Raw genomic sequence first — 21,257 nt, 5'->3', positions numbered from 1 at the left:
GAGTGAACCGCGCATCGTTGGAAAAACGTCCGGATGAAGTTGCTGCCATGTTTGACGACGTGGCACCTAAATACGACGTCGTCAATGACGTGCTGTCCCTCGGACAGACACGCCGCTGGCGCCGTATCGTGGTGGACGCCGTCGGCGCCGTGCCCGGCCAGCGGGTCCTCGACCTTGCCGCCGGCACCGGCACCTCGAGCGAGCCCTACGCCGACGCCGGGATCGACGTCGTTGCCTGCGACTTCTCCCTCGGCATGCTCAAGGTAGGCAAGCGCCGCCGCCCGGACATCGACTTCGTCGCCGGGGATGCCACCAACCTGCCGTTCGAGGACAACTCCTTTGACGCCTCCACCATTTCCTTCGGCCTCCGCAACGTCAACGAGCCGAAAAAGGCCCTGGCGGAAATGCTTCGGGTCACCAAGCCCGGCGGCCGCCTTGTCATTGCGGAATTCTCCTCGCCGGTGATTCCGGTGTGGCGGACCATGTACACCGAATACCTGATGCGTGCCCTTCCTCCGATCGCCCGCAAGGTTGCCTCCAACCCGGATGCTTACGTTTACCTTGCCGAATCCATCCGGGCGTGGCCGAACCAGGACGGTCTGGCCGCGTGGATTTCCGAAACCGGCTGGCAGGATGTTGCCTACCGCAACCTCACCGGTGGAATCGTGGCTGTTCACCGTGCAGTCAAGCCCGGAGGACGTCCGGCAAAGTGAAGGTCCTAATTGTCGGTGCCGGCCCCGCCGGCTCTACAGCTGCGTATTACCTCGCCTCCGCGGGGGTGGATGTCACCGTTCTCGAGAAGACCGCCTTTCCGCGGGAAAAGGTCTGCGGAGACGGCCTGACGCCGCGTGCCGTTCGTGAAATCCAGTTCCTGGGACTGCCCCACGAAGAAACCGAAGGGTGGCGCCGGAATAAGGGGCTTCGCCTCATTGCCGGCGGCCGCACCCTGGAACTGCCGTGGCCGGCGCTTTCGGATTTCCCCGACTATGGCCTGATCCGCACCCGGCTGGGCTTCGACGAGGCCTTGGCCCGTCACGCGCAGGCGGCAGGAGCGAAGATCCTTGAACGGCACACAGTGGTCTCCGCCATCCGCGGCGAAGACGGACGTGTGGAGGGCGCCGTCGCCAACATCTTGGACGAAAACGGCAGGCGCACCGGCGAACGGCGCGAGTTCTTCGCCGACGTCGTCCTCGCCGCCGACGGAAACTCGAGCCGCACCGCTTTGAGCCTGGGCATCGAAAAGCGCGATGACCGCCCCATGGGCGTGGCCGTACGCACGTACTTCGAGAGCCCGCGCACCAATGACGACTGGATGGAAGGCTGGCTCGAGCTTCCCGATGCCTCCGGCAATCCGCTGCCCGGCTACGGCTGGGTCTTCGGTGTGGGGGATGGAACCTCCAATGTGGGCCTGGGCATCCTGAACTCCTCCAAGGAATTCGGGAAGCTGGACTACCGCAAGGTCCTGCGCGACTGGACTGCCGGCATGCCTGCGGAGTGGGGCTTCACCCCGGAGAACCAAGTGGGCGAGATCCGCGGTGCGGCCCTGCCGATGGGGTTCAACCGCACCCCGCATTACTCGCCCGGGCTGCTGCTGCTCGGCGACGCCGGCGGCATGGTCAGCCCGTTCAACGGCGAAGGCATCTCCTATGCCATGGAGTCGGCACGGTTTGCGGCTGAACACATCCTCGAGGGCTCCGGTGCCGCACTCGCTCCGGGCCTGCTCACCTCGCGGGCCGCGTTCGACGTCGAACTGCGCGGTTATGCTGACCACGTGCGGGAAGAATGGGGCAGCCACTTCACGCTCGGCCGCATCTTCGCCGCCATGATCGGCCGTCCTGCGGTGATGAAACTGGCGCTGCGCACCGGGATGCCGATTCCCGTGCTGATGCGTTTCGTGGTGCGTATGCTCGCGAACCTGACGGACCGCAGCTCCAAGGGCATAGAGGATAGAGTGATTGCCTTACTGGAAATGCTGGTCCCTGCGGCCAGCAACCAAGGAACGCCGGCAACCTCCCGGCAGCCCGTGCAACACCCGTGACGTTCCATGCCTGTTGTCCACCCGTTCCGACAAATAGTTAGTCTTGAACAGTGACTGAATCCATCAACACCAGCCCGGATACCGCTCCGAGCACTTCCGCGCTGCCGCCGGGCTTTGCCCTGTTGGCAGAGGACCCGAGGCTTGGCCCGTCGATGGCCGCATCCCTGGAGCAGGTGGAACTGCGGCTGCGCGAAGCGGTGGCCAACTCCGATCCCTTCGCGGACGTCACCTCCCGGCACCTCGTGGAGGCCGGAGGTAAGCGGATCCGACCGCTCCTGACCCTGCTGGCTTCCCATCTCGGTGCTGAGGACGCGCCCGAGAAGGTTATCCAGTCGGCAGTGGTCGTTGAGCTGACGCACCTTGCCACCCTCTATCACGACGACGTGATGGACGAAGCACCGTACCGCCGTGGTGCCCCGACAGCGCATGAAATCTGGGGCAACTCGGTTGCCGTGCTCACGGGTGACCTCATCTTTGCCCGTGCTTCCAGCCTGGTTTCTGCCCTGGGCGGTCCGGCTCTGGCCATCCAGGCGCACACGTTCGAACGGTTGTGCCTGGGCCAGCTGCACGAAACCGTGGGCCCTGCGGAGGGCCAGGATCCGCTGGAACACTACCTGTCCGTGATTGCGGACAAGACCGGTTCACTGATTGCCGCTTCCGGCCAGTTCGGCGCACTGTTCTCGGGTGCCGGCCAGGAAGTCATCGACATCATGGTCGAATACGGCGAGAAGGTAGGCATCGCCTTCCAGCTGGCCGACGACGTCATTGACGTCACCGGCAAGCAGGTGAAGTCCGGGAAGACCCCCGGGACCGACCTGCGCGAAGGCGTTCCCACCTTGCCCGTGCTGCTTCTCCGTCGTGCTGCTGCGGCCGGGGATGCCGACGCCGCGGCCGTTCTCGAACTGGTGGAAAGGGACCTCAGCTCGGACGAGGCGCTGGCTGAAGCCGTAGCTGCCCTGCGCAGCAGCCCCGTGACCGATCAGTCCTGGGAAGTTGCCCGCAACTGGTCCGAAGACGCAGTGGCTGCCCTTGCACCGCTGCCCGACTCCGTCGTAAAGGAAGCCCTGGCCGCCTTCGCCCGGGCCGTGGTCAACCGCGAGGTCTAGGACTTACTGCAGGACAGCGCGCAGCTCCGCTGCCTTGCGTGCCCGGACGGCGGGCGGCACAATCGGCCGCTTGGGGGTGAAGTAAAGACCGTCATCGGTCCAGCGGGGAAGCACGTGCTGGTGGTAGTGCCAGACGTGCTGGCTGCCGGCAGGCTCGTTGTGCTGACGGGTGGTGACGCCGTCCGGGTTCCATGCTTTTTTGATGGCCACAGCCATATCCCGGGTCACCAGCATGATCCTGGCCGCGACGTCGTCAGGCAGTTCGTAGAGCAGTTCGAAGTGCTGCCGGGGAGTGACCAGCACATGGCCGGGCTCCGGATCGAAGCCGTGGGAAGCAATGAAGGCAAGCACCAGGTCATCCGAGTAGACCAGGTCCCCGGGCTCGCACAGATTGCCGGGATACCGGAACTCACCGGACGCCAGATCGCAGAACGGGCACTCATAGCCCTCCGGCGCGTGGCTCCGCCAAGTTGCTTCGCTCGAAACGTCCCTCATCGAAGGCTCAGTCCTCGTCCTCATCCTCTTCGAAGACCCACTCGAACATGTCCAGGACATATTCGCTCAGGGTGCCTTCCTCGCTCTGCCAGTCACCGCGTGCGTTGTTGCGCCGCCAGACAATGGGGTCCGGAACGTCCAGCTGATCCGCCCGGATGCCCCAGACAAACTTCTCGTCTTCGTCCTCGAGGAACAGCAGGTAACCGTCTTCGATCTCCAGCTCGTCCGGATCCCAGAAGAAGTGGAAGGCCTCCATCAGGTCTTCGCAGCCGCCGATGGCTAGGTAGAACTCCCGCAGCACCAGCGGGATACGGAAATCGTGGGCGGCAAGCATCGAATCGAGCTCCTGCGCGGGGATGCCGTCTTCTTCCCGCCAGTTGTCCTCAAGGTACTTGGGGACCAGGGCGCGGAATCGATCCAGGAAAATTTCACTCATGTGGTCTCCAAGCGTGCGTTGAGTGGATGTATTCCAATCCTAGCCGGGACGCGGAGGAGGTCCGGACGCTGCCCGGCCCCGGGGAGGCGGGAAGGGTGGCTGTCGAACGGCGTCGGCCGCTTCAGCAGTTCCCGGCCACGGGTATCCACGCGTGAAGTCACCCGGAGCCTGCACGGAGCCTGCACGGAGCCAGCACGAGATCCGCGCTGCATCCGCCGGGCGGTTCTTCCGGTTGTTGCCGCGAATTCGACGGGCTTCCGGCTGTCGATGCTTAGGGCTTCGGGCTTCGGGCTGCGGGGGCTTTGGGGCTTGGGGCGGCTAAGGCAGGCGCGCGGCGAGTCCGGGGTAGTCGATCACGGTGCCGTCGGCATCGACAGTGAGTTCGGCAGTGAATCCGCGGTTGGTTGAACTGTAGAGGACGACGGCGTGTCCCGCGCCCGCGGAATAGGCCCGCACCTGTGAATAGACCTGTTTGCTGGGCAGTACCCGCAGGCTGGGCATTTCCACCCAGGCCATGGTCAGCTGTGTCTCGTCCGGAGGAGCGGACTCATTCAGCAGGTCCAGCCGCAGGATCGGCATGGTGTTCGTGAGGGGGCATAGGCCAAGATCACAATCCTGGGCCTCGTCCAGGCTGCGCGGATCCGTGATTCCGGGGGAGGGGAGGTCCGTCAGTCCGGATGTGGTTGTTTCGGCGCTCCATCTGCCCTCGGTGCTTCGTTCGAGCTGCAGGCTCCGGGACCAGCCCTTACCCGTCACCTCCACGGTCAGCCGACGGGTGACCCAGCCCGGGATGGTGGACAGGGTCCAGGAGGCGCGGTATTCGGGTGTGACAGAGGTGCCGGCGGCTGCAAGTTCCCGGTCCCGAAAGGACACTACTGCCGTATCCATGCGGTCCGGATCGTCCTGTCCCTGCCAGCGGACGGTCCTGGCCTGCGCGGTGGATGTCATCCCTACAGGTTAACTGCCCAGGCTTAACTGCCCAGAGGGCGGACGTTCAGCGCCAGATACAGGTGCACACGGTCCGCAGTGACTGCGGGGTCGTACCCGGTCAGCTCCGCAATCTGCGTGAGGCGGTAGCGGACAGTGTTGCGGTGCAGGCCCAGATCCCCAGCGACAGCGGCCACCGATCCGTTATGGAGCAGATAGGCGTCCAGAGTGGGAATCAGGTGTGCGCCGTGTTTGCTGTCGAAGGCAACCAGAGGGTCGAGGGCTTCGGCTGCCAGATCCGCCAGCGGAACATCGCGGCTGGCCATCAGCAGGGAGGTGAGGTTCAAACGGTTGGGTTCGTTCACCGCTGCACCGTTCCGCAGTGCCTCCCTCGCCTCGTAATAACTCCAGCGCAGCCCTGCGGCTTCCGTGTAGGAACCGCCGATTCCCACCTTCGCCGTAAGCCCGGCTCCAAAAAGGTAGTCGCTCAACCGACCGGCCAGACCGCTGGCCGCGGCGGCGGGGACCACCACGGCCAGCCGGCTATCGTGGACGGCCGTTGGCACGCCGTCGAACCCGGCCGGCAGCGGCAGCGAAGGCAGGGAACGGATCTGCCCGGATGCCGCTTCCACCAGGACTACGGCTTGCTGCACGTCGGTCTTGAAACCGCCGGCCTGGAGCCGTAACGCTGCGTCCAGACCTACGAATCTGCCGTCCACTACGTCTCCCAGGAGTTGCCCGGCGGCTGCCCTGCTGCTGGCCCGCCTTGACGCCTGGTTGTTTAGCTCCACCCCAATCAGGCTTTGGGCATAGGTAATAACGTCCGGCTGCACGGACGGTTGCGCGACAGCCAGTGTGCAGCGGTCCCGCATCCCGGTGGGGACGGGTATCCGTCGCCAGGAAGCCTCGGGCTCGGACGTGGCGCAGACCAGTGCACCGTATTGGAAAAGGGCCACGTCCGCCTGTACCAAGCCGGAGAGTTCTGCCAGAAGCCGCGGCAGTCCCTTATTGCTGAGCAGCACCTCCGCGAGTACCCGATGGGCGGACAGCAGTTGGTGCAGCTGGGCGACGTGCTGGGCGGAGAGGGAATCGGCAACCAGTTTCCCCAAAGCCATAAACGGGGTGCCGTAGGGGACTTCAAACACGGGCACTCCCAGACGGTCCGCTTCGGCCAGCAGGGGAGCAGGTACCGAGTCATGGCTGAGGCCGGTGCCGAATCCGATTCCAAGTGCGCCGGCCCGCTGCACACTCTGCACAAAGCTCCGCTGCTCTGTACCGTTGCGGTGCCGCAGGCCCGTAGTCAGCACCACCTCATCGCCGCCGAGGAATGGAGACGGATCCTCCAGTTCGGTCACGGCGACCCACTGGATGGGGCGGGAGGAGAGCGGCGCCGACCCGCGGCGCGTCAGTTCCAGGCCGCCTGCCGCCAGCAGGTCCGGAAGTGTGATTGACATTGCACCACTATAGGCCGCGGTCATTAGGCGTTTGCACTGTTGTTGTACGGCGCTGCTGTGCATGCGGCCGTACATGGAACCTGGGCTTCACAAGTAGGTTTGAGGCACCTGAATACGCACCGCCCGCCCCGAAAGGACGTCCGGCATGGCTGAGACACTGCAGAACTTCATCAACGGGGAGTTTGTTCCGTCCCGTGGAACCGCCGTACTGGACATCGTGAATCCGACCAACGGCGAAGTGGTTGCCGTGTCGCCGGTATCCGTGCAGGCCGACGTCGACGCCGCCATGGATGCTGCCGCCGCAGCGTTCCGGACGTGGAAGCGCACTACCCCAAGCGAACGCCAGCGGATGCTGCTCCGCCTGGCCGATGCCTTCGAGGCCAATTCCGCTGAATTGGTGGAAGCGCAGCACCGTAATACCGGACAGGTTCGCTCACTGATTGCCGCCGAGGAAGTAGCCGTCGGAGCGGATCAGCTTCGCTTCTTTGCCGGTGCGGCCAGGCTCCTTGAGGGCAAGTCCGCCGGAGAGTATCTGGAAGGGTATACCTCCTTCATCCGCAGGGAGCCGATCGGCGTCGTTGCCCAGGTTGCTCCGTGGAACTATCCGCTGCTGATGGCGGTCTGGAAGATCGGTCCGGCTCTTGCAGCCGGAAACACCGTGGTGCTCAAGCCCTCCGATACCACCCCCGAGTCCACCTTGGTCCTTGCCCGCCTTGCGGCAGGTATCTTCCCTGCCGGCGTCCTCAACGTTGTCCTTGGTACGGCTGAGACCGGGGCCCTGATGGTTGACCACCCGGTGCCCGGTCTGGTCTCCATCACAGGATCCGTGCGGGCAGGCATCGCCGTCGCCACGGGTGCGGCGAAGACCCTTAAACGTGCCCATCTGGAACTTGGCGGCAAGGCACCTGCAGTCGTTTTTGCAGATGCGGACCTGGACCGGACCGCCACCGCCATTGCCGAGTTCGCGTTCTTCAATGCAGGCCAGGACTGCACCGCCATCACCCGCGTACTGGTGGAGGATTCCGTGCACGATGCTCTGGTCGACAAACTCGTGGCAGCTGCGAAGGAACTCAAGACCGGCAGCGGCAACGACGAGGAAAACTACTTCGGGCCGCTGAACAACATCAACCACTTCAACGCGGTGAACGCCGTGATCGAGGCACTGCCAGCGCACTGCCGCGTGGAGACCGGCGGGCGGAGGGCAGGATCCAAGGGATTCTTCTTCGAACCCACGATCATCACCGGCGCCCGCCAGGACGACGACGTGGTGCAGAAGGAAACCTTCGGTCCGGTCATCACGGTGCAGAAGTTTGACACCGAGGAGCAGGCTGTGGAAATGGCCAACGACGTCGAATACGCCCTTGCCTCCAGCGTCTGGACCACGAACCACGGCCGGGCGATGCGTCTGTCCCGGGACCTGGATTTCGGGGCGGTCTGGATCAATACGCACATCATGCTCACGGCCGAAATGCCGCACGGAGGTTTCAAGAGCTCCGGCTACGGCAAGGACCTCTCCATGTACGGCGTGGAGGACTATACGCGTATCAAGCACGTGATGAGCGCACTGGACGCCTAGTCCGGCATCCCTATCCCTGTCCCTCCGGCAGTACCTCCGAAAGGCAGCCTCATGAGCACTCCCAGCGTTACGCCCAGCTACCGCATTGAGCAGCGGCGCCGGATTGCCGGCACGTTCCCTGGCCCAAAGTCGATGGCAATAGCAGCACGGCGTGCTGCAGTGGTGGCAAAGGGGGTGGCCTCGAGCATCCCGGTATATGCCGCGGATGCCGACGGCGCAATCATCGTGGACGTGGACGGCAATGCCTTCACGGACCTGGGCTCGGGAATTGCCGTGACCAGCGTGGGCGCCTCCGATCCTGCGGTTGTCGCAGCCGTGCGGGAACAAGTGGAGCACTTCACTCACACGTGCTTTATGGTCACTCCCTACGAGGGATACGTAGCGGTTGCCGAGCGCCTTGCCGCAGTGACACCGGGGGACTTCGAAAAACGGACCGTGCTGTTCAATTCCGGAGCGGAAGCGGTGGAGAACGCCGTGAAGATTGCCCGTTCCGCTACCGGACGCGATGCCGTCGTCGCTTTCGACCACGCGTACCACGGGCGGACAAACCTCACGATGGGACTGACAGCCAAGGCGATGCCGTACAAGACCGGCTTTGGTCCGTTCGCTCCGGAAATTTACCGGATGCCCATGAGCTATCCGTTCCGCGAGGAGAACCCGAACCTCACCGGCGCTGAGGCTGCGGACCGGGCCATCCTGGCCATTGAGAAGCAGATCGGTGCAGACCAGCTTGCGGCCCTGCTGATTGAACCGATCCAGGGTGAGGGCGGCTTCATTGTCCCTGCGGAGGGCTTCCTGCCGCGGCTCGCCGAGTGGGCGCGGACCAACGGCGTGGTCTTCATTGCCGACGAGGTGCAGTCCGGCTTCTGCCGCACCGGCGAATGGTTTGCCGTGCAGCATGAGGGAGTGGTTCCCGACCTGATCACGATGGCCAAGGGCATTGCTGCCGGAATGCCGCTCTCCGCCGTAACCGGACGTGCGGAGTTGCTCGACGCCGTCCACCCCGGCGGTTTGGGCGGCACTTACGGCGGCAACCCGGTGGCCTGTGCGGCTGCCCTGGCAGCCATGGACACCATGGTTTCCCTGGACCTGGCCGAACGGGCGAGGCACATCGAGGCACTCACCCTGCCCCGCCTTGAGGCGCTGGCGGTGAAGGACGGCATCGTTGGAGATGTCCGCGGCCGCGGTGCCATGCTTGCCATGGAATTCGTTCGGCCCGGATCAAAGGCCCCCGACGCCGAGGCAGCGAAGACCGTTGCGGCGGCCTGCCTGCGGGAAGGGGTCATTGTGCTGACCTGCGGTACTTACGGAAACGTCATCCGGTTGCTGCCGCCGCTGACCATTGGTGATGAGCTGCTGCTTGATGCGCTCGACGTACTTGAGGCTGCCGTACGGTCCGTCGGCTGACTGCAGGAACCTCTGCGCTCCGCAGCCAGCACCGGTTGGCTCCGGAGCACGACCGGACTCTTACGTCCCACGCTGCCCCGGAAGAACATAACGGATCCCTTTTAGGCGGGGTCGGAGATGGCAGGGGCAAGAAACTCCGGGTGGAAATAGGCGTTTCGCAGAGGCCGGCGGTCGGGGTCAACGTAACGAGGCGGAAGGAACCAGGGAATGCCGGCCCGTATGGATACCTCCCAATTACCCTGATGGATCAAGTGGTGGTGGAACGAGCACAGCAACACTCCGTTTGCGATGCCGGTGCCTCCACCCCGCTCCCAAAATGTCACGTGGTGCGCCTCGGTCCAGGGCCCCGGCACCGTGCATCCCGGGAAGGCGCATCCTCCGTCGCGGGCGTGGAGAGCCTTACGGAGGTGCGGCGGGAACAGTCGTGCTGTCCGTCCCAGGTCCAGTACCTGCCCCTTGGAACCCAGCACCACCGGAATCAGGTCCGCGTCGCAGGCTATCCGGCGGACAGCCCGGGTGTCGATTGGTCCGGAGAAAGCCGCAGTTCCCGGCTGAGGGAAAGCCTTGTTGTCGCTTCCTGTGCTCCTGTTATCGGGTGTGTCGTCGCGGTCCCTGCCGTCCAGGTCGTTTTTCGTATCCCGGGGGTTCGAGTTCTTCAGGCCCCTCCCGCTTATCGGGACCATCAGTCCTTTCAACAGCGAGTCGTGATTGATCGTGATCATAACTTGGGGACGCAGGCCGCCTGCAGCGGGCAAACCACCCGATGCCAGAGCGGCGCGGACCGCGGCGAGCAGTCCCTCCAGAAGTTGCTGCGGGCGTGTTGGCCGGGGCAGACGGCCAATAACGTGGGGCTGGCCAGGCGAATCCTGTGCCACTGCTGATGGTTCAAACACCCCCGCCTCCGGTGAGTGTTGCTCGGTCCGAGCGCCACCGCCGGGATCAGTCTTACAGCCGGGCTCAGTCCTGCCGCCGGATTCAGCCGCACCGACAAATTCAGCCGCACCGACAAATTCAGCCGCGCCGACGTCATCCGTCACGCCGCTCCCAGTTGCGCTGCTCCCAGTCACGCCGCTCCCAGTAGGAGAACCTGCGGGACCTGCGGGACCTGCGGCACCCGCGGCACGCGCGCCACCCGCGGGGTCCGTTACGCCGCTTCCGGCAGGAGAACCTGCCGCACCTGCGGGTTTGGCGTCATCCGTACCGTTTACCCGAGGATTGGCTGCGCTGTTGATAAGCGTTGTGAGTGCCTCATGCTGTTCATCGGTGCAGTAAATGTGCAGGTGGTTCAAGCCGTTGCGTCGCCGACCAGGAAAAATTCCTTGGAACTGTTTCAATTCTTCTTCGGTGGGCGGCCGATCCTGGTCCAGCAGGGCGATCCAATGCTTCGCTGTTCGGACGAGGAAATCATGGTCCTGATGGGAGCCGATATCTGTGAGCTGCTTATCCATGGCTTCCAAAGCCGGCGGTTCCAACCGCGGAAGTGCCTCCTCCAATGCACGTGCGATGACGTCCACGTCAGCTGCAGCCAACACGCCTTCGGCACAGGCCTGTGCGACCGACGGATAAGCGGGCGGGAGTGTCTCACCCGTGAGTGTGGTCGTGGGAAGGACGGCGGTCGCCAGTGCCAGACGACGGCGGGCCTCGGCCCGAGAGATCCTCAAGCGGGCCCGCATGAAATCCGCAGTACTTCGAAACTCCCGGAGGCGTCCGCCGCTCTTCGGGGAGGCGAGGTGTTCATCCTGAGGGCGGGAGTCATATCCTGCAGACGCAGCGTTGCGGTTGGGTTCAGTAGCCGCAGCTCCGCAGGCATCTTCCGGCCCGTCCACGACGTCGAGGGGCTTCGCAGCGGTGGCAGCCGCAGGGGTAGCGGCAAGCGCGTGAGCGGGATGATGCTGATCAATTGCGGCAGCCGCCGTTAGCTTCAGGTAGTCCGTGATCCTCGAAATTTCCTCGACGGCAGAGGCAAATTCCACGGCTTCCTGCAGTCCCAATAGGTCCCAGCAGCCGGTGGCGATTTCGCGCATTTCATTGACTGTGGCCAAGGCCAATGCGACAGGCTGAGTCGGTGTGTCGTTAGGAGCCCTGACGGAGAATTCCGCCGGGGACTTCAACTCGTTCAAGGGTTCCACCGCCATGGAACAATCCTGCCGTGGAGACCGTCCCTGAAGCCCCGCAGCAAGCGCGGGTGGGGATAACAAGCCGGACGCCCGGAGCGGAATCAGGCGGTGGAGGGCAAGTGCGACACCTAGCCGAGGGACAAGTGCCGCAGTTTCCTGCCTTCTCGGGTATAACGCCCCGGCCCCTACCTAGCCGAGGGACAAGTGCCGCAGCCCCTACGGACCAACCCCTACACCGCAGCCGCAGCCGCAGCGCGGAGCTTGCGGCCGCGCCGCGGGCCGCCGATCATATCGATGGTCAACATCACCAGCGCCAGCCATACGAGACCGAAGCCCGCCCAACGCTCGGGAGGCATCGCTTCCTTGAAGACAGTCAGGGCCAGGATGAACTGCAGGGTGGGCGCCAGATACTGCAGCAGCCCCACTGTGGACAGCGGCAGTCGGCGGGCAGCAGCCCCGAAGAAGATCAGCGGGACGGCAGTGATGACGCCGGAGGCGACCAGCAGCCAGAAGTGCCCGGCACCGTTGGACGTCAGAGTGGCCGCACCGGTCATGGACAGCCAGATCATCACGCCGGCGGCAATCGGCGTTAGGACAGCCGTTTCAATCGTCAGGCTCGAGACCGCGTCAACACGGGACCCGATGCCCTTCTTGACCAATCCGTAAAATCCGAAGCTGAACGCCAGGGCCAGGGCCACCCACGGCACGGTGCCGTACGCGAGGGCCAGGACCAGGACAGCGATGAACCCGACGGCCATCGCGGCCCACTGCAGCGGGCGCAGCTTTTCCTTAAGCACCAGTACGCCGAGCAGAACCGACACAAGCGGATTAATGAAGTAGCCCAGCGCTGCTTCCACCGCATGCTCATTCAGCACGGCCCAGGAGTACGTCAGCCAGTTCACGGCGATCAGCACGGCAGCGCCGGCCAGGGTTCCAACCGTCCGCGGATTCCGTCCCGCAGCGAGCATCGGCTTCCAGGCCCGCATCACGGTCAGCAGGATTGCGCAGAACACCAGCGACCAGACGACCCGGTTGGCAACGATTTCCACGGCACCAGCGGGCTGGAGGACCATGAAGTAAAGCGGAAGCAGGCCCCAGAGTCCGTATGCTCCGACTCCGAAGAGAATGCCGGGCAGGTTTTCGCGTCCCGTCGACGCCGGACCGGACGACGCCGGACCGGACGCTGCCGGCCCGGAAGACGCGGAACTACCCGGGGAGGTCCCAACGCCGTCGGCGGGCGTGGCGGTACGGACGGCGCGGAGGGCGGGGACAGGCTTGGAGAAAGGCACGACGTGCTTAACGCCTCGACGCCGGAGCATATTCCCGGGCTTTCTCCCGCACCCTTTCCGGGACCGTTTAGACGACGGGCGAACCCGGCATTTAGAATAAATAACTGTGTGTTAATTGCGCACCCAGGAGCTCAGAAGAGAAGAAGGACTATCAGTGACTAACCCTGCCGCGGACAGCGCCCAGCGTCCTTTGAGGGTCGCCATTATCGGCGCAGGCCCCGCCGGTGTTTACGCCGCCGACATCCTTACCAAAGCCGAGCGGGACTTCGAGGTCAGCATTGACCTCTTCGACCAGTACCCCGCACCCTACGGCCTCATCCGCTACGGAGTGGCTCCCGACCACCCGCGGATCAAAGGCATCGTCAACGCCCTCCACAAGGTGCTGGACCGGGGTGACATCCGTTTCCTCGGTAACGTCAACTACGGCCGCGACCTGACCCTGGCGGACTTCCGCCACTTCTATGACGCCATCATCTTCGCCACCGGCGCCATCAAGGACGCCCCGCTGAACGTGCCCGGCGTCGAACTGGAGGGTTCCTTCGGCGGAGCGGAATTTGTGTCCTGGTATGACGGACACCCCGACGTCCCGCGCGAATGGCCGCTGGACGCCAAGGAAGTTGCAGTGATCGGCAACGGCAACGTGGCCCTCGACGTCGCGCGCATCCTTTCCAAGCACGCCGATGACCTGCTCACCACGGAAATCCCGACCAACGTCTACGCGGGCCTGAAGAAGTCCCCGGTCACAGATGTGCACATCTTCGGCCGGCGCGGACCGGCGCAGGTGAAGTTCACGCCGCTTGAACTGCGCGAACTCTCGCATTCCCGCGACGTCGATATTGTCCTCTACCCCGAGGACTTCGAATTCGACGAGGGCTCCGACGAGCAGATCCGCACCAACAACCAGACCAAGACCATGGTCAATACGCTCACCAACTGGCTGGTGGAGGAACAGGACACCGGAGCGTCCCGCCGTCTGCACCTGCACTTCCTGCACAGCCCCGTGGAGATCTACGAGGATCCCGCAGACCCGGGCAAGGTCGCCGGGATGAAGTTCGAACGAACCGAACTGGACGGCACCGGAAACGTCCGCGGCACCGGGGAGATTGTGGATTACCCGGTCCAGGCCGTCTACCGGGCCATCGGCTACTTCGGCTCCGAACTGCCCGAAGTGGGCTACGACGAGCAGCGCGGCGTAATTCCCAATGAGGGCGGCCGCGTCATCAACGAGGACGGCGCTCCGGTGCCGGGCATCTACACCACGGGCTGGATCAAGCGCGGCCCCGTCGGCCTGATCGGGCACACCAAGGGTGATGCGCTGGAGACCATCGGCTTCCTGCTCGAGGACCGGCTGAGCCTGCCGGCCGCCACACACCCGGATCCGTCGTCGATCATCGAGCTCCTCGAGGAACGCGGCGTCAAGTACACCACCTGGGAGGGCTGGCTGAAGCTCGATGCCTATGAGCGCAGCCTCGGTGCCTCCTATATCCATCCTGACCCGCTGACCGGAGAACTGGTCCGCGAGCGCGTGAAGGTGGTCGACCGCGAAGAAATGACCCGCATTTCCCGCGGAGAATAGCGATCCGGGAGTAAACCGAAGTTCCTCTGGCCTCCGCCGGTCCGCGCATGGGAGCATATCCGACAATGGTGTGTTCCTTCTCGGACAGCGTCCAAACAGACGTTGTCCGTGTATCAGCGTGGATAGGCGGGGGCCGTGCGCATTGCGGCGCGAAATGAAGGTGTTGCCCTGGGCAGGCAGTCCGGTGTCCTGCCGCGGATGCCGGCGGAGGAACTGCATCACAACGCAGTCCGGGCCCATGAGTCGCTCGGTTCCGGCAGCGGATGGCTGGAGCGGCTGCGGCCGTCCGTCCGCGACTCCTGGCAGCGTTCGCTCCAGCATCACCCGGACCCGGACGTCTCGCGTCCGGAATTGGTGTTCGACGACGCCGCCCTGGCACGTTATCGTGCCGCGCATCCGCTGTCCGCCGTGATGCCGGTAATCCGCCGTCTGCTCGTGGAGCCGGGAGAGGACTCCGGGCTGTTGGTGGCAGTGGGGGATGAACTGGGCCGTCTGTTGTGGGTGGACGGCGATGCGGTCCTTCGCCGGCGTGCCGAAGGCATGCTTTTTATGGCCGGAGCGGACTGGTCCGAACGAACGGTCGGCACCAGCGCCCCCGGAACTGCCCTCGCCACCGGGGCAGATGTGCAGATTGCCGGGCCGGAACACTTCAGCCGGCTCGTACACTCCTGGAGCTGCACCGCCGTACCCGTCCACGACCCGGACACGGGTTCCGTGCTGGGCGTTGTGGATGTCACCGGCGGCTCCGAAGCCGTCGCACCGCATACCCTGGCCCTCGTCCGGGCAGCTGTGGCGGCCGCCGAAGCCAGGCTTCAGGTCCAGCGCCTGCAGGCCCGCAGGGATGCGCCCCGCAACGGGTCCCCCATGTCCTCCGCCGTCCTTCCGCGCCGCCGTGCCCGGCGGCCGGCCTCGCTGCCCGCCGCGGATTTCACGGAAAGCCTGGAGCTGCTCGGCCGGGACCGCGCGGTTCTCCACACCGTGGGCAGGACGGTGGAGCTGAGCTCCCGCCACGGAGAGCTGCTGGCCGTTCTGGCACTGCATCCCGGCGGCCTCACAGCCGAGGAACTGGCCGTACTTGCATACCCCGACGGCGGGCAGGCAGGTACCGTGCGTGCCGAGATGCTGCGGCTGCGCAAGCTGATGGAGTCCGTGGCCGCCGGGACAGCTGCCGAACCCCTGGTCCCGCGTTCGCGCCCCTACCGCCTGGCCCGGCCCATGGCGGTCGACGCCGCGCAGGTCCTGCGGTTCCTGGAACAGGGCGCGTACCGGCTGGCGCTGCAGATGTACGGCGGACAGGTGCTGCCACGCTCGGAAGCCCCCGCCCTTATCCGGCTGCGCGCCGAGGTTTCCGCCGTCCTGCGCCAGGCGATGCTGTCCGACGCCGGCGCCGACACCCTGCTGCGGTACCTGCACCTGCCGGAAGCAGAGCACGACGCCGAGGCCTGGCAGCTTGCCCTGCGGATGCTTCCGCCGCGCTCACCCCGCCGTGCCGCCGTCGTCGCCGGTTTGGAACGCATCGAACGGGATCTGGCCTAAGCGCTTTTTCGTCAGCCCTGGCCGCAGGCAATGACCTGGTACAGCCGGGCGTCACCCACCTGCTCCACCAGCTCGAAACCCGGGTTTGCCTCGAGGTTGTCCATTCCGGGGAAGCGGGGGACTTCTCCATGCACCCCGAGGGTGCCAAAGTCCAGGGCATAGAAGGCATTGAGTTCTTCGACTGCAGCGCACACTTCGCTGCCCGGAGCTGCTTCGTCGAGATGGTCCAGGACCAGGGACACCAACGGATCCGAAGCCCAGAAAACGTGTGGTGTGAGCGCCTTTCGATCGGCCAGGGCATAGACCAGCGAGGCCCCGGTTGCAGGGTTTCCGACCACCGTGGCGTCGGCAGGAACCAGCTTGCCGACCCGGGACAGCAGCTCTTCCTCGTCCGCGCTCAATAGCTTCGATGTGTCCGATAATTCGTAATTCAGAGAGGCGCGGGCAACCGCGGACTGGACAGAAGCCTGCTGCCCGGCCCACCCCATCGCGGCCGCCAGCAGCAATCCGGTCAGCACCCCGGCAGGCTTCGCCAGGAAGGTGGTTTCCTGCTCCGGCGTCCACTCCCTGCCCCGTCCTTTTCCGGCCAGCGCCCCGAGCCGGATGGTGCACCAGTCGATCACGAAGGTTCCTCCCACGACTACGACGCCGATCGCGGCCAGCGGCAGCAGGGCAGCCAATCGGGGTGGGTCGTTGTACCAGTTCCCCACCACGGCGGTCCTGAAATCGGACCAGGGGAACCCCGCAGCGATCGTAAAGAGCGCGACGCCCACTCCGAAAACCCCAATCGTCCACGCATTACGCCTGGCAAAAAGCGTCCTGCCGATTCCGACAGCGGTTAGGACGGCGATCAGGCCCGGAACGGGCAGGTCGAACGGCGCATTGAGGAATCCCTCGCCGAGAGCCTGAGCCGGATCCATGAACGGCTCCCAGACGACTCCGTCCATGTTGGGCCGCAGGTGCTGCCAGACATAGACAACTCCCGCTAGATAAGCGGCAACAGCGGCCCACGGCAGGCAGAACTGCAGTGCCGCTTTCAATGCGGAGGAGCTTCGGTCCCGTGTCCCGGACCAGAGGATGCTGACGACGAGCGGCAAAGTGAAGGCTATGAGAGCCAGAAGTGCGCTGGGATGCGCAAGCGCCAGGCCCGGCAGCCCAACGGCAAAGAGCAACCAGAAGGTACTGATGTGGATGCGCAGCGACCCTTTGCGCATGCCGCCGGCAAACAGAGCGAGCAGTGTCGGCAATAGGGCAATGGATAGGTAATTCGGGTACAGCACTCCGAAATCGACCATGAGGTAGGGAAACGCGGGGAACGCACCGGCGAGCAGGCCGCTCACGGCCCACACCACGGGTCGGTTCCCCGCCAGTATGGTGCCGAGCAGGATGACCCCCAAGGGCCATAGGACGGCACCGATAACGAGGTTGACGGCGGAGGCGGCCGCCGGCAGCTCGGCGCCGGACATGACCGATGTCAGGGCCACCGCGTCGTGCCAGGCTGCAGGGTAGAAGGCGAAATCGACGGCGGGATCGGTAATCCGCCCTGCCGTCAGTGCTGAGCCGTTTCCCGTATCGAGAATGTACCTGGCCAGGTTGAGGTGGAAGATGTTGTCCAGCGTCTGCGAGATGTTCTCCATTCGGCCGAAGACGCTCATCAGACGGAACAAAAGCAGCCCTATGGCTGCGCAGACTATGCCCAGACGGAGGGCTGATTGCCAGTCGAAGGTCCCTTGGAAAAGTCCGGACGGCGGGACCGGCCGGAGGCGCCGGATGGTTAAACGGACCAGCAGGACCAGGACGGCCGCCGCTGCTGCTGCCACCGCCACCGCCAAGGGGGTCAGCGCGAAGCCGGTGCTGCCCAGCACCACTGCGGCCACCGAAGCGATACTGACGGCTGCCGGGCCGGAGGACGCCCACAACGTTATTCCTCTGGCACCTGCTGCGGCACAGGCAGGAACCCCCGTGAGTATCAGGATCGCCGCGGCAGAGAGGATGGCTCCCGCAGCCTGCCACCAGTCCACTTATCCGACCGTGGACCAAGCCACGGCGGCGAGCAACGCACGTTCCATGAATTCCCCCTGCTACAGACCCGGCACACCGGGCAGCGCCTGAGGCGAAACCCTACGTGATCGGCCCCGATTTGCAACGTAGATGCGACCTTTGTCCCCGTAGCGTTCCACATGTCCGCTACCGACATCGACGTCGAACGCACAAGGAGCGCAAAATGACCGTTTATGCACAGCCAGGCACCGAAGGTTCGAAAGTCACCTTCAAACCGCGCTACGACAACTGGATCGGCGGGGAATGGGTGGCCCCGGTCAAGGGTGAGTACTTCGAAAACATTTCGCCGGTTAACGGCCGGGCATTCTGCGAGGTGGCCCGCGGGACATCTGCCGACATCGATCTCGCGCTGGACGCCGCCCACAAGGCAGCAGGGGCCTGGGGGAAGACTGCAGTAGCCGAGCGGGCATTGGTCCTGACCCGCATCGCGGACCGGATCGAAGCCAACCTCGAAATGCTCGCCGTTGCCGAAACCTGGGACAACGGCAAACCGATCCGGGAAGTCCTGGCCGCGGACCTGCCGCTGGCGGTAGACCACTTCCGCTACTTCGCCGGTGCCATCCGTGCCCAGGAAGGTGGCATCTCCCAGATCGACGACAACACCACCTCGTACCACTTCCACGAGCCGCTCGGCGTGGTGGGGCAGATCATTCCGTGGAACTTCCCCATCCTTATGGCCGTCTGGAAACTTGCCCCCGCACTGGCCGCGGGCAACGCCATTGTGCTGAAGCCGGCGGAACAGACGCCCACATCGATCCTGGTGCTGATGGAGCTCATCGCGGATCTCCTGCCGGCCGGCGTGCTCAACGTCGTCAACGGTTTCGGCGTGGAGGCCGGCAAGCCGCTGGCCTCCTCCAACCGGATCCGGAAGATCGCCTTCACCGGTGAGACCACCACGGGCCGGCTGATCATGCAGTACGCCAGCCAGAACCTGATTCCGGTCACCCTCGAACTGGGCGGCAAGAGCCCGAATATCTTCTTCGCCGACGTCGCCGCCGCCGACGACTCGTTCTACGACAAGGCACTCGAAGGCTTCAACATGTTCGCCCTGAACCAGGGCGAGGTCTGCACCTGCCCGTCCCGGGCACTGGTCCAGGACTCCATGTATGACTCCTTCATGGCGGATGCACTGGCCCGCACGGCACAAATGATCCAGGGCAACCCGCTGGATACCAACACCATGGTGGGCGCGCAGGCCTCCAACGACCAGTTGGAGAAGATCCTGTCCTACCTGGACATCGGCAGGCAGGAGGGGGCCAAGGTCCTGGCCGGCGGCGAACGTGCCCACCTCGACGGCGACCTTGCCGGAGGCTTCTACGTCCAGCCCACCGTCTTCGAAGGCACCAATAACATGCGCATCTTCCAGGAGGAGATCTTCGGTCCGGTGGTTTCCGTGACCCGGTTCTCCGACTACGGAGAGGCCATGGCCATCGCCAATGACACGCTGTACGGCCTTGGTGCCGGTGTCTGGTCCCGGGACGGCAACACAGCGTACCGGGCCGGACGGGATATCCAGGCCGGCCGGGTGTGGGTGAACAATTACCACGCCTATCCCGCCCATTCCGCTTTCGGCGGCTACAAGTCCTCCGGCATCGGACGCGAAAACCACGCCATGATGCTGGACCACTACCAGCAGACCAAGAACCTGCTGGTTAGCTACGCCGAAAACAAGCAGGGGTTCTTCTAAGCTGCCCGAGGACCTGCCTAGGCTGGGGTATCACCCGCTTTCCGCTGGAACCACCCTAAACCGCTGATGGAAAGAGGACCCCATGGCCAGCATGCAGGCAGCAGTAGTGAACCAACTCGGTGAAGGCCTCTCCATCGAGGAAATGGCGGTGCTTGAACCAGGACCGGGCCAGGCGCTCGTCAAGCTGGTGGCGTCAGGTGTATGCCATACGGACCTCCACGCGGCCGACGGCGACTGGCCCGTAAAGCCAACGCCTCCGTTCATCCCGGGGCATGAGGGCGTCGGCGAGGTGGTGCAGGTCGGTGAAGGGGTCACCGACCTGCACCCGGGCGACATGGTGGGCAACGCCTGGCTCGCCTACGCCTGCGGTGTGTGCGAGTACTGCCGGACCGGCTGGGAAACCCTGTGTGAGCAGCAGAAGAACAGTGGTTACTCCGTGGACGGCTCCTTTGGCCAGTACATGCTGGTGGATGCGCGTTTTGCGGCGCGCATCCCGGAAGGAGCCGATCCGCAGGAAATCGCTCCGGTCCTCTGTGCCGGTGTCACGGTCTACAAAGGGCTGAAAGTCAGCGAGGCACGGCCCGGTCAATGGGTCGTCATCTCCGGCATCGGCGGTCTGGGCCACGTGGCAGTGCAGTATGCCATTGCCATGGGACTGCGAGTGGCCGCCGTGGATATCGCAGATGAGAAGCTGGAACTGGCCACGAGGTACGGTGCGGAGGTTGTGGTCAACGCGCGCAACGAGGACCCGGCCGAGGTTATCCAGGAGAAGATCGGCGGTGCCCACGCCATACTTGTCACCGCAGTCCATCCGACAGCCTTCGGACAGGCCATCGGCATGGCCCGGCGCGGCGGAACGATTGTCTTTGTCGGGTTGCCGCCGGGGGACTTCCCGGCCCCGATCTTTGACACCGTGCTTAAGGGACTCACCATCCGGGGGTCGATCGTGGGTACCCGCCAGGACCTGGCGGAGGCGATTGACTTCTACGACCGCGGACTGATTCACCCCAACATCACCGTCCGCAACCTGGAAGAGATCAATGACGTGATGACTGAACTTCGAGAAGGCCGCATCGACGGCCGTGTGGTGATTGGATACTGATGGATTCTTCGCTTGCTCCCGGGCTGGAAGCGGCCGCCGCACTGCCCGGAGAGAATTTCTCCCGGGTGGCGCTGACACCTGAGGCACTGGCATTGCTGCAGCGGCTGCGCCCAATCCACGGTGCGTTGATGTTCCACCAGTCCGGGGGCTGCTGCGACGGGTCTTCACCCATGTGTTATCCAAAGGGGGAGTTCCTGACTTCAGAGGCCGATGTGCTCCTGGGGGTATTCGACGTGGAGGGCGAGGAACTGGAGTTCTGGATGTCGCGGGAGCAGTTTGAGTACTGGAAACACACCCATCTCACCGTGGATGTGGTCTCCGGCCGGGGGAGTGGATTTTCGGTGGAAGCTCCTGAGGGTAAACGCTTCCTTATCCGGTCCCGTCTGCTTGGGTAGGATCCAAATAGTAAGCTGACTGTTGAACCTGCCGTTTTGGACGGTAGTGTGCATG

17 protein-coding genes are annotated in these 21,257 nt (G+C 64.5%); 10 read left to right on the top strand and 7 right to left on the bottom strand.

The genetic code is table 11. The features are described 5' to 3' along the window. The first annotated feature begins 2 nt into the window (after positions 1–2). The 3 genes from LOC60_RS02450 to LOC60_RS02440 are packed head-to-tail and all read left to right on the top strand — an operon-like array spanning position 3 to position 3,144. The gene (locus tag LOC60_RS02450; protein WP_230021501.1) at positions 3–713 is read left to right on the top strand and encodes a demethylmenaquinone methyltransferase; all 711 of its coding nucleotides are present in this window, start codon (positions 3–5) and stop codon (positions 711–713) included. Then, on the top strand, positions 710–2,038 hold the full coding sequence (locus tag LOC60_RS02445) for a geranylgeranyl reductase family protein (RefSeq protein WP_230021498.1): 1,329 nt from the start codon (positions 710–712) through the stop codon (positions 2,036–2,038). Before LOC60_RS02450 ends, LOC60_RS02445 begins: the two co-directional genes overlap by 4 nt. A gap of 50 nt (positions 2,039–2,088) precedes the next feature. Next, positions 2,089–3,144 (top strand): polyprenyl synthetase family protein, encoded by a 1,056-nt coding sequence (locus LOC60_RS02440; protein WP_230021496.1) that lies wholly within the window; start codon positions 2,089–2,091, stop codon positions 3,142–3,144. A gap of 3 nt (positions 3,145–3,147) precedes the next feature. On the opposite strand, the gene LOC60_RS02435 is transcribed toward LOC60_RS02440, so the two are convergent. The 4 genes from LOC60_RS02435 to LOC60_RS02420 form a co-directional block, all read right to left on the bottom strand. Further along, positions 3,148–3,639 (bottom strand): HIT family protein, encoded by a 492-nt coding sequence (locus LOC60_RS02435; protein WP_230021493.1) that lies wholly within the window; start codon positions 3,637–3,639, stop codon positions 3,148–3,150. A gap of 7 nt (positions 3,640–3,646) precedes the next feature. Next, entirely contained in the window at positions 3,647–4,075 is a 429-nt protein-coding gene (locus LOC60_RS02430) for a hypothetical protein (protein WP_230021491.1), read from the bottom strand. Between the two features lie 318 nt (positions 4,076–4,393). Continuing rightward, positions 4,394–5,023: a putative glycolipid-binding domain-containing protein gene (locus LOC60_RS02425; protein WP_230021489.1), complete on the bottom strand. Its 630-nt coding sequence runs from the start codon at positions 5,021–5,023 to the stop codon at positions 4,394–4,396. 23 nt (positions 5,024–5,046) lie between these two features. Then, the gene (locus LOC60_RS02420; protein WP_230021487.1) at positions 5,047–6,456 is read right to left on the bottom strand and encodes a PucR family transcriptional regulator; all 1,410 of its coding nucleotides are present in this window, start codon (positions 6,454–6,456) and stop codon (positions 5,047–5,049) included. A gap of 145 nt (positions 6,457–6,601) precedes the next feature. Here LOC60_RS02420 and LOC60_RS02415 point away from each other — a divergent pair, with 145 nt between their 5' ends. Next, the gene (locus tag LOC60_RS02415) at positions 6,602–8,032 is read left to right on the top strand and encodes a gamma-aminobutyraldehyde dehydrogenase (protein ID WP_230021486.1); all 1,431 of its coding nucleotides are present in this window, start codon (positions 6,602–6,604) and stop codon (positions 8,030–8,032) included. A gap of 51 nt (positions 8,033–8,083) precedes the next feature. After that, positions 8,084–9,439: a 4-aminobutyrate--2-oxoglutarate transaminase gene (gabT, locus tag LOC60_RS02410; RefSeq protein ID WP_230021483.1), complete on the top strand. Its 1,356-nt coding sequence runs from the start codon at positions 8,084–8,086 to the stop codon at positions 9,437–9,439. 101 nt (positions 9,440–9,540) lie between these two features. Here the strand turns inward: gabT and LOC60_RS16155 are convergent, their stop codons facing one another. Both LOC60_RS16155 and rarD read right to left on the bottom strand, forming a co-directional pair. Beyond that, positions 9,541–11,574, bottom strand: a complete 2,034-nt coding sequence (locus tag LOC60_RS16155) for an HNH endonuclease signature motif containing protein (RefSeq protein ID WP_269440136.1) — start codon at positions 11,572–11,574, stop codon at positions 9,541–9,543. Between the two features lie 212 nt (positions 11,575–11,786). Further along, positions 11,787–12,845, bottom strand: a complete 1,059-nt coding sequence (gene rarD, locus LOC60_RS02395) for an EamA family transporter RarD (protein ID WP_442860357.1) — start codon at positions 12,843–12,845, stop codon at positions 11,787–11,789. Between the two features lie 154 nt (positions 12,846–12,999). Here rarD and LOC60_RS02390 point away from each other — a divergent pair, with 154 nt between their 5' ends. Continuing rightward, on the top strand, positions 13,000–14,421 hold the full coding sequence (locus LOC60_RS02390) for an FAD-dependent oxidoreductase (protein WP_230021481.1): 1,422 nt from the start codon (positions 13,000–13,002) through the stop codon (positions 14,419–14,421). A 135-nt stretch (positions 14,422–14,556) separates the two neighbouring features. Beyond that, positions 14,557–15,957 carry a GAF domain-containing protein gene (locus LOC60_RS02385; RefSeq protein WP_230021480.1) on the top strand — a complete coding sequence of 467 codons (1,401 nt, stop codon included), beginning with the start codon at positions 14,557–14,559 and terminating at the stop codon, positions 15,955–15,957. Between the two features lie 11 nt (positions 15,958–15,968). Here LOC60_RS02385 and LOC60_RS02380 read toward each other — a convergent pair whose 3' ends face one another. After that, positions 15,969–17,978, bottom strand: coding sequence for a DUF6541 family protein (locus LOC60_RS02380; RefSeq protein WP_230021479.1), 2,010 nt, complete (start codon positions 17,976–17,978; stop codon positions 15,969–15,971). Between the two features lie 203 nt (positions 17,979–18,181). On the opposite strand from LOC60_RS02380, the gene exaC reads away from it, so the two are divergent. From exaC to LOC60_RS02365, 3 genes are all read left to right on the top strand, one after another. Then, positions 18,182–19,705, top strand: coding sequence for an acetaldehyde dehydrogenase ExaC (gene exaC, locus LOC60_RS02375; RefSeq protein WP_230021477.1), 1,524 nt, complete (start codon positions 18,182–18,184; stop codon positions 19,703–19,705). A gap of 91 nt (positions 19,706–19,796) precedes the next feature. Next, complete coding sequence (gene adhP, locus LOC60_RS02370) at positions 19,797–20,807, top strand: alcohol dehydrogenase AdhP (RefSeq protein WP_230022808.1); 1,011 nt, start codon at positions 19,797–19,799, stop codon at positions 20,805–20,807. Beyond that, positions 20,807–21,202, top strand: a complete 396-nt coding sequence (locus LOC60_RS02365; protein ID WP_230021475.1) for a DUF779 domain-containing protein — start codon at positions 20,807–20,809, stop codon at positions 21,200–21,202. Before adhP ends, LOC60_RS02365 begins: the two co-directional genes overlap by 1 nt. Positions 21,203–21,257 lie beyond the last annotated feature (55 nt).

It is taken from the genome of Arthrobacter sp. zg-Y769 (genome assembly GCF_020907405.1).
Lineage (GTDB): Bacteria > Actinomycetota > Actinomycetes > Actinomycetales > Micrococcaceae > Arthrobacter_B.
This window is presented reverse-complemented; position numbering and strand designations above follow the sequence as displayed.

Excerpts from the sequence above, each read along its gene's own strand:
- LOC60_RS02425 (WP_230021489.1), bottom strand. The coding sequence starts at position 5,023 with ATGACATCCACCGCGCAGGCCAGGACCGTCCGCTGGCAGGGACAGGAC.
- LOC60_RS02365 (WP_230021475.1), top strand. The coding sequence starts at position 20,807 with ATGGATTCTTCGCTTGCTCCCGGGCTGGAAGCGGCCGCCGCACTGCCC.
- LOC60_RS02415 (WP_230021486.1), top strand. The coding sequence starts at position 6,602 with ATGGCTGAGACACTGCAGAACTTCATCAACGGGGAGTTTGTTCCGTCC.
- gabT (WP_230021483.1), top strand. The coding sequence starts at position 8,084 with ATGAGCACTCCCAGCGTTACGCCCAGCTACCGCATTGAGCAGCGGCGC.
- LOC60_RS02430 (WP_230021491.1), bottom strand. The coding sequence starts at position 4,075 with ATGAGTGAAATTTTCCTGGATCGATTCCGCGCCCTGGTCCCCAAGTAC.
- adhP (WP_230022808.1), top strand. The coding sequence starts at position 19,797 with ATGCAGGCAGCAGTAGTGAACCAACTCGGTGAAGGCCTCTCCATCGAG.
- exaC (WP_230021477.1), top strand. The coding sequence starts at position 18,182 with ATGACCGTTTATGCACAGCCAGGCACCGAAGGTTCGAAAGTCACCTTC.
- LOC60_RS16155 (WP_269440136.1), bottom strand. The coding sequence starts at position 11,574 with ATGGCGGTGGAACCCTTGAACGAGTTGAAGTCCCCGGCGGAATTCTCC.
- LOC60_RS02420 (WP_230021487.1), bottom strand. The coding sequence starts at position 6,456 with ATGTCAATCACACTTCCGGACCTGCTGGCGGCAGGCGGCCTGGAACTG.
- LOC60_RS02435 (WP_230021493.1), bottom strand. The coding sequence starts at position 3,639 with ATGAGGGACGTTTCGAGCGAAGCAACTTGGCGGAGCCACGCGCCGGAG.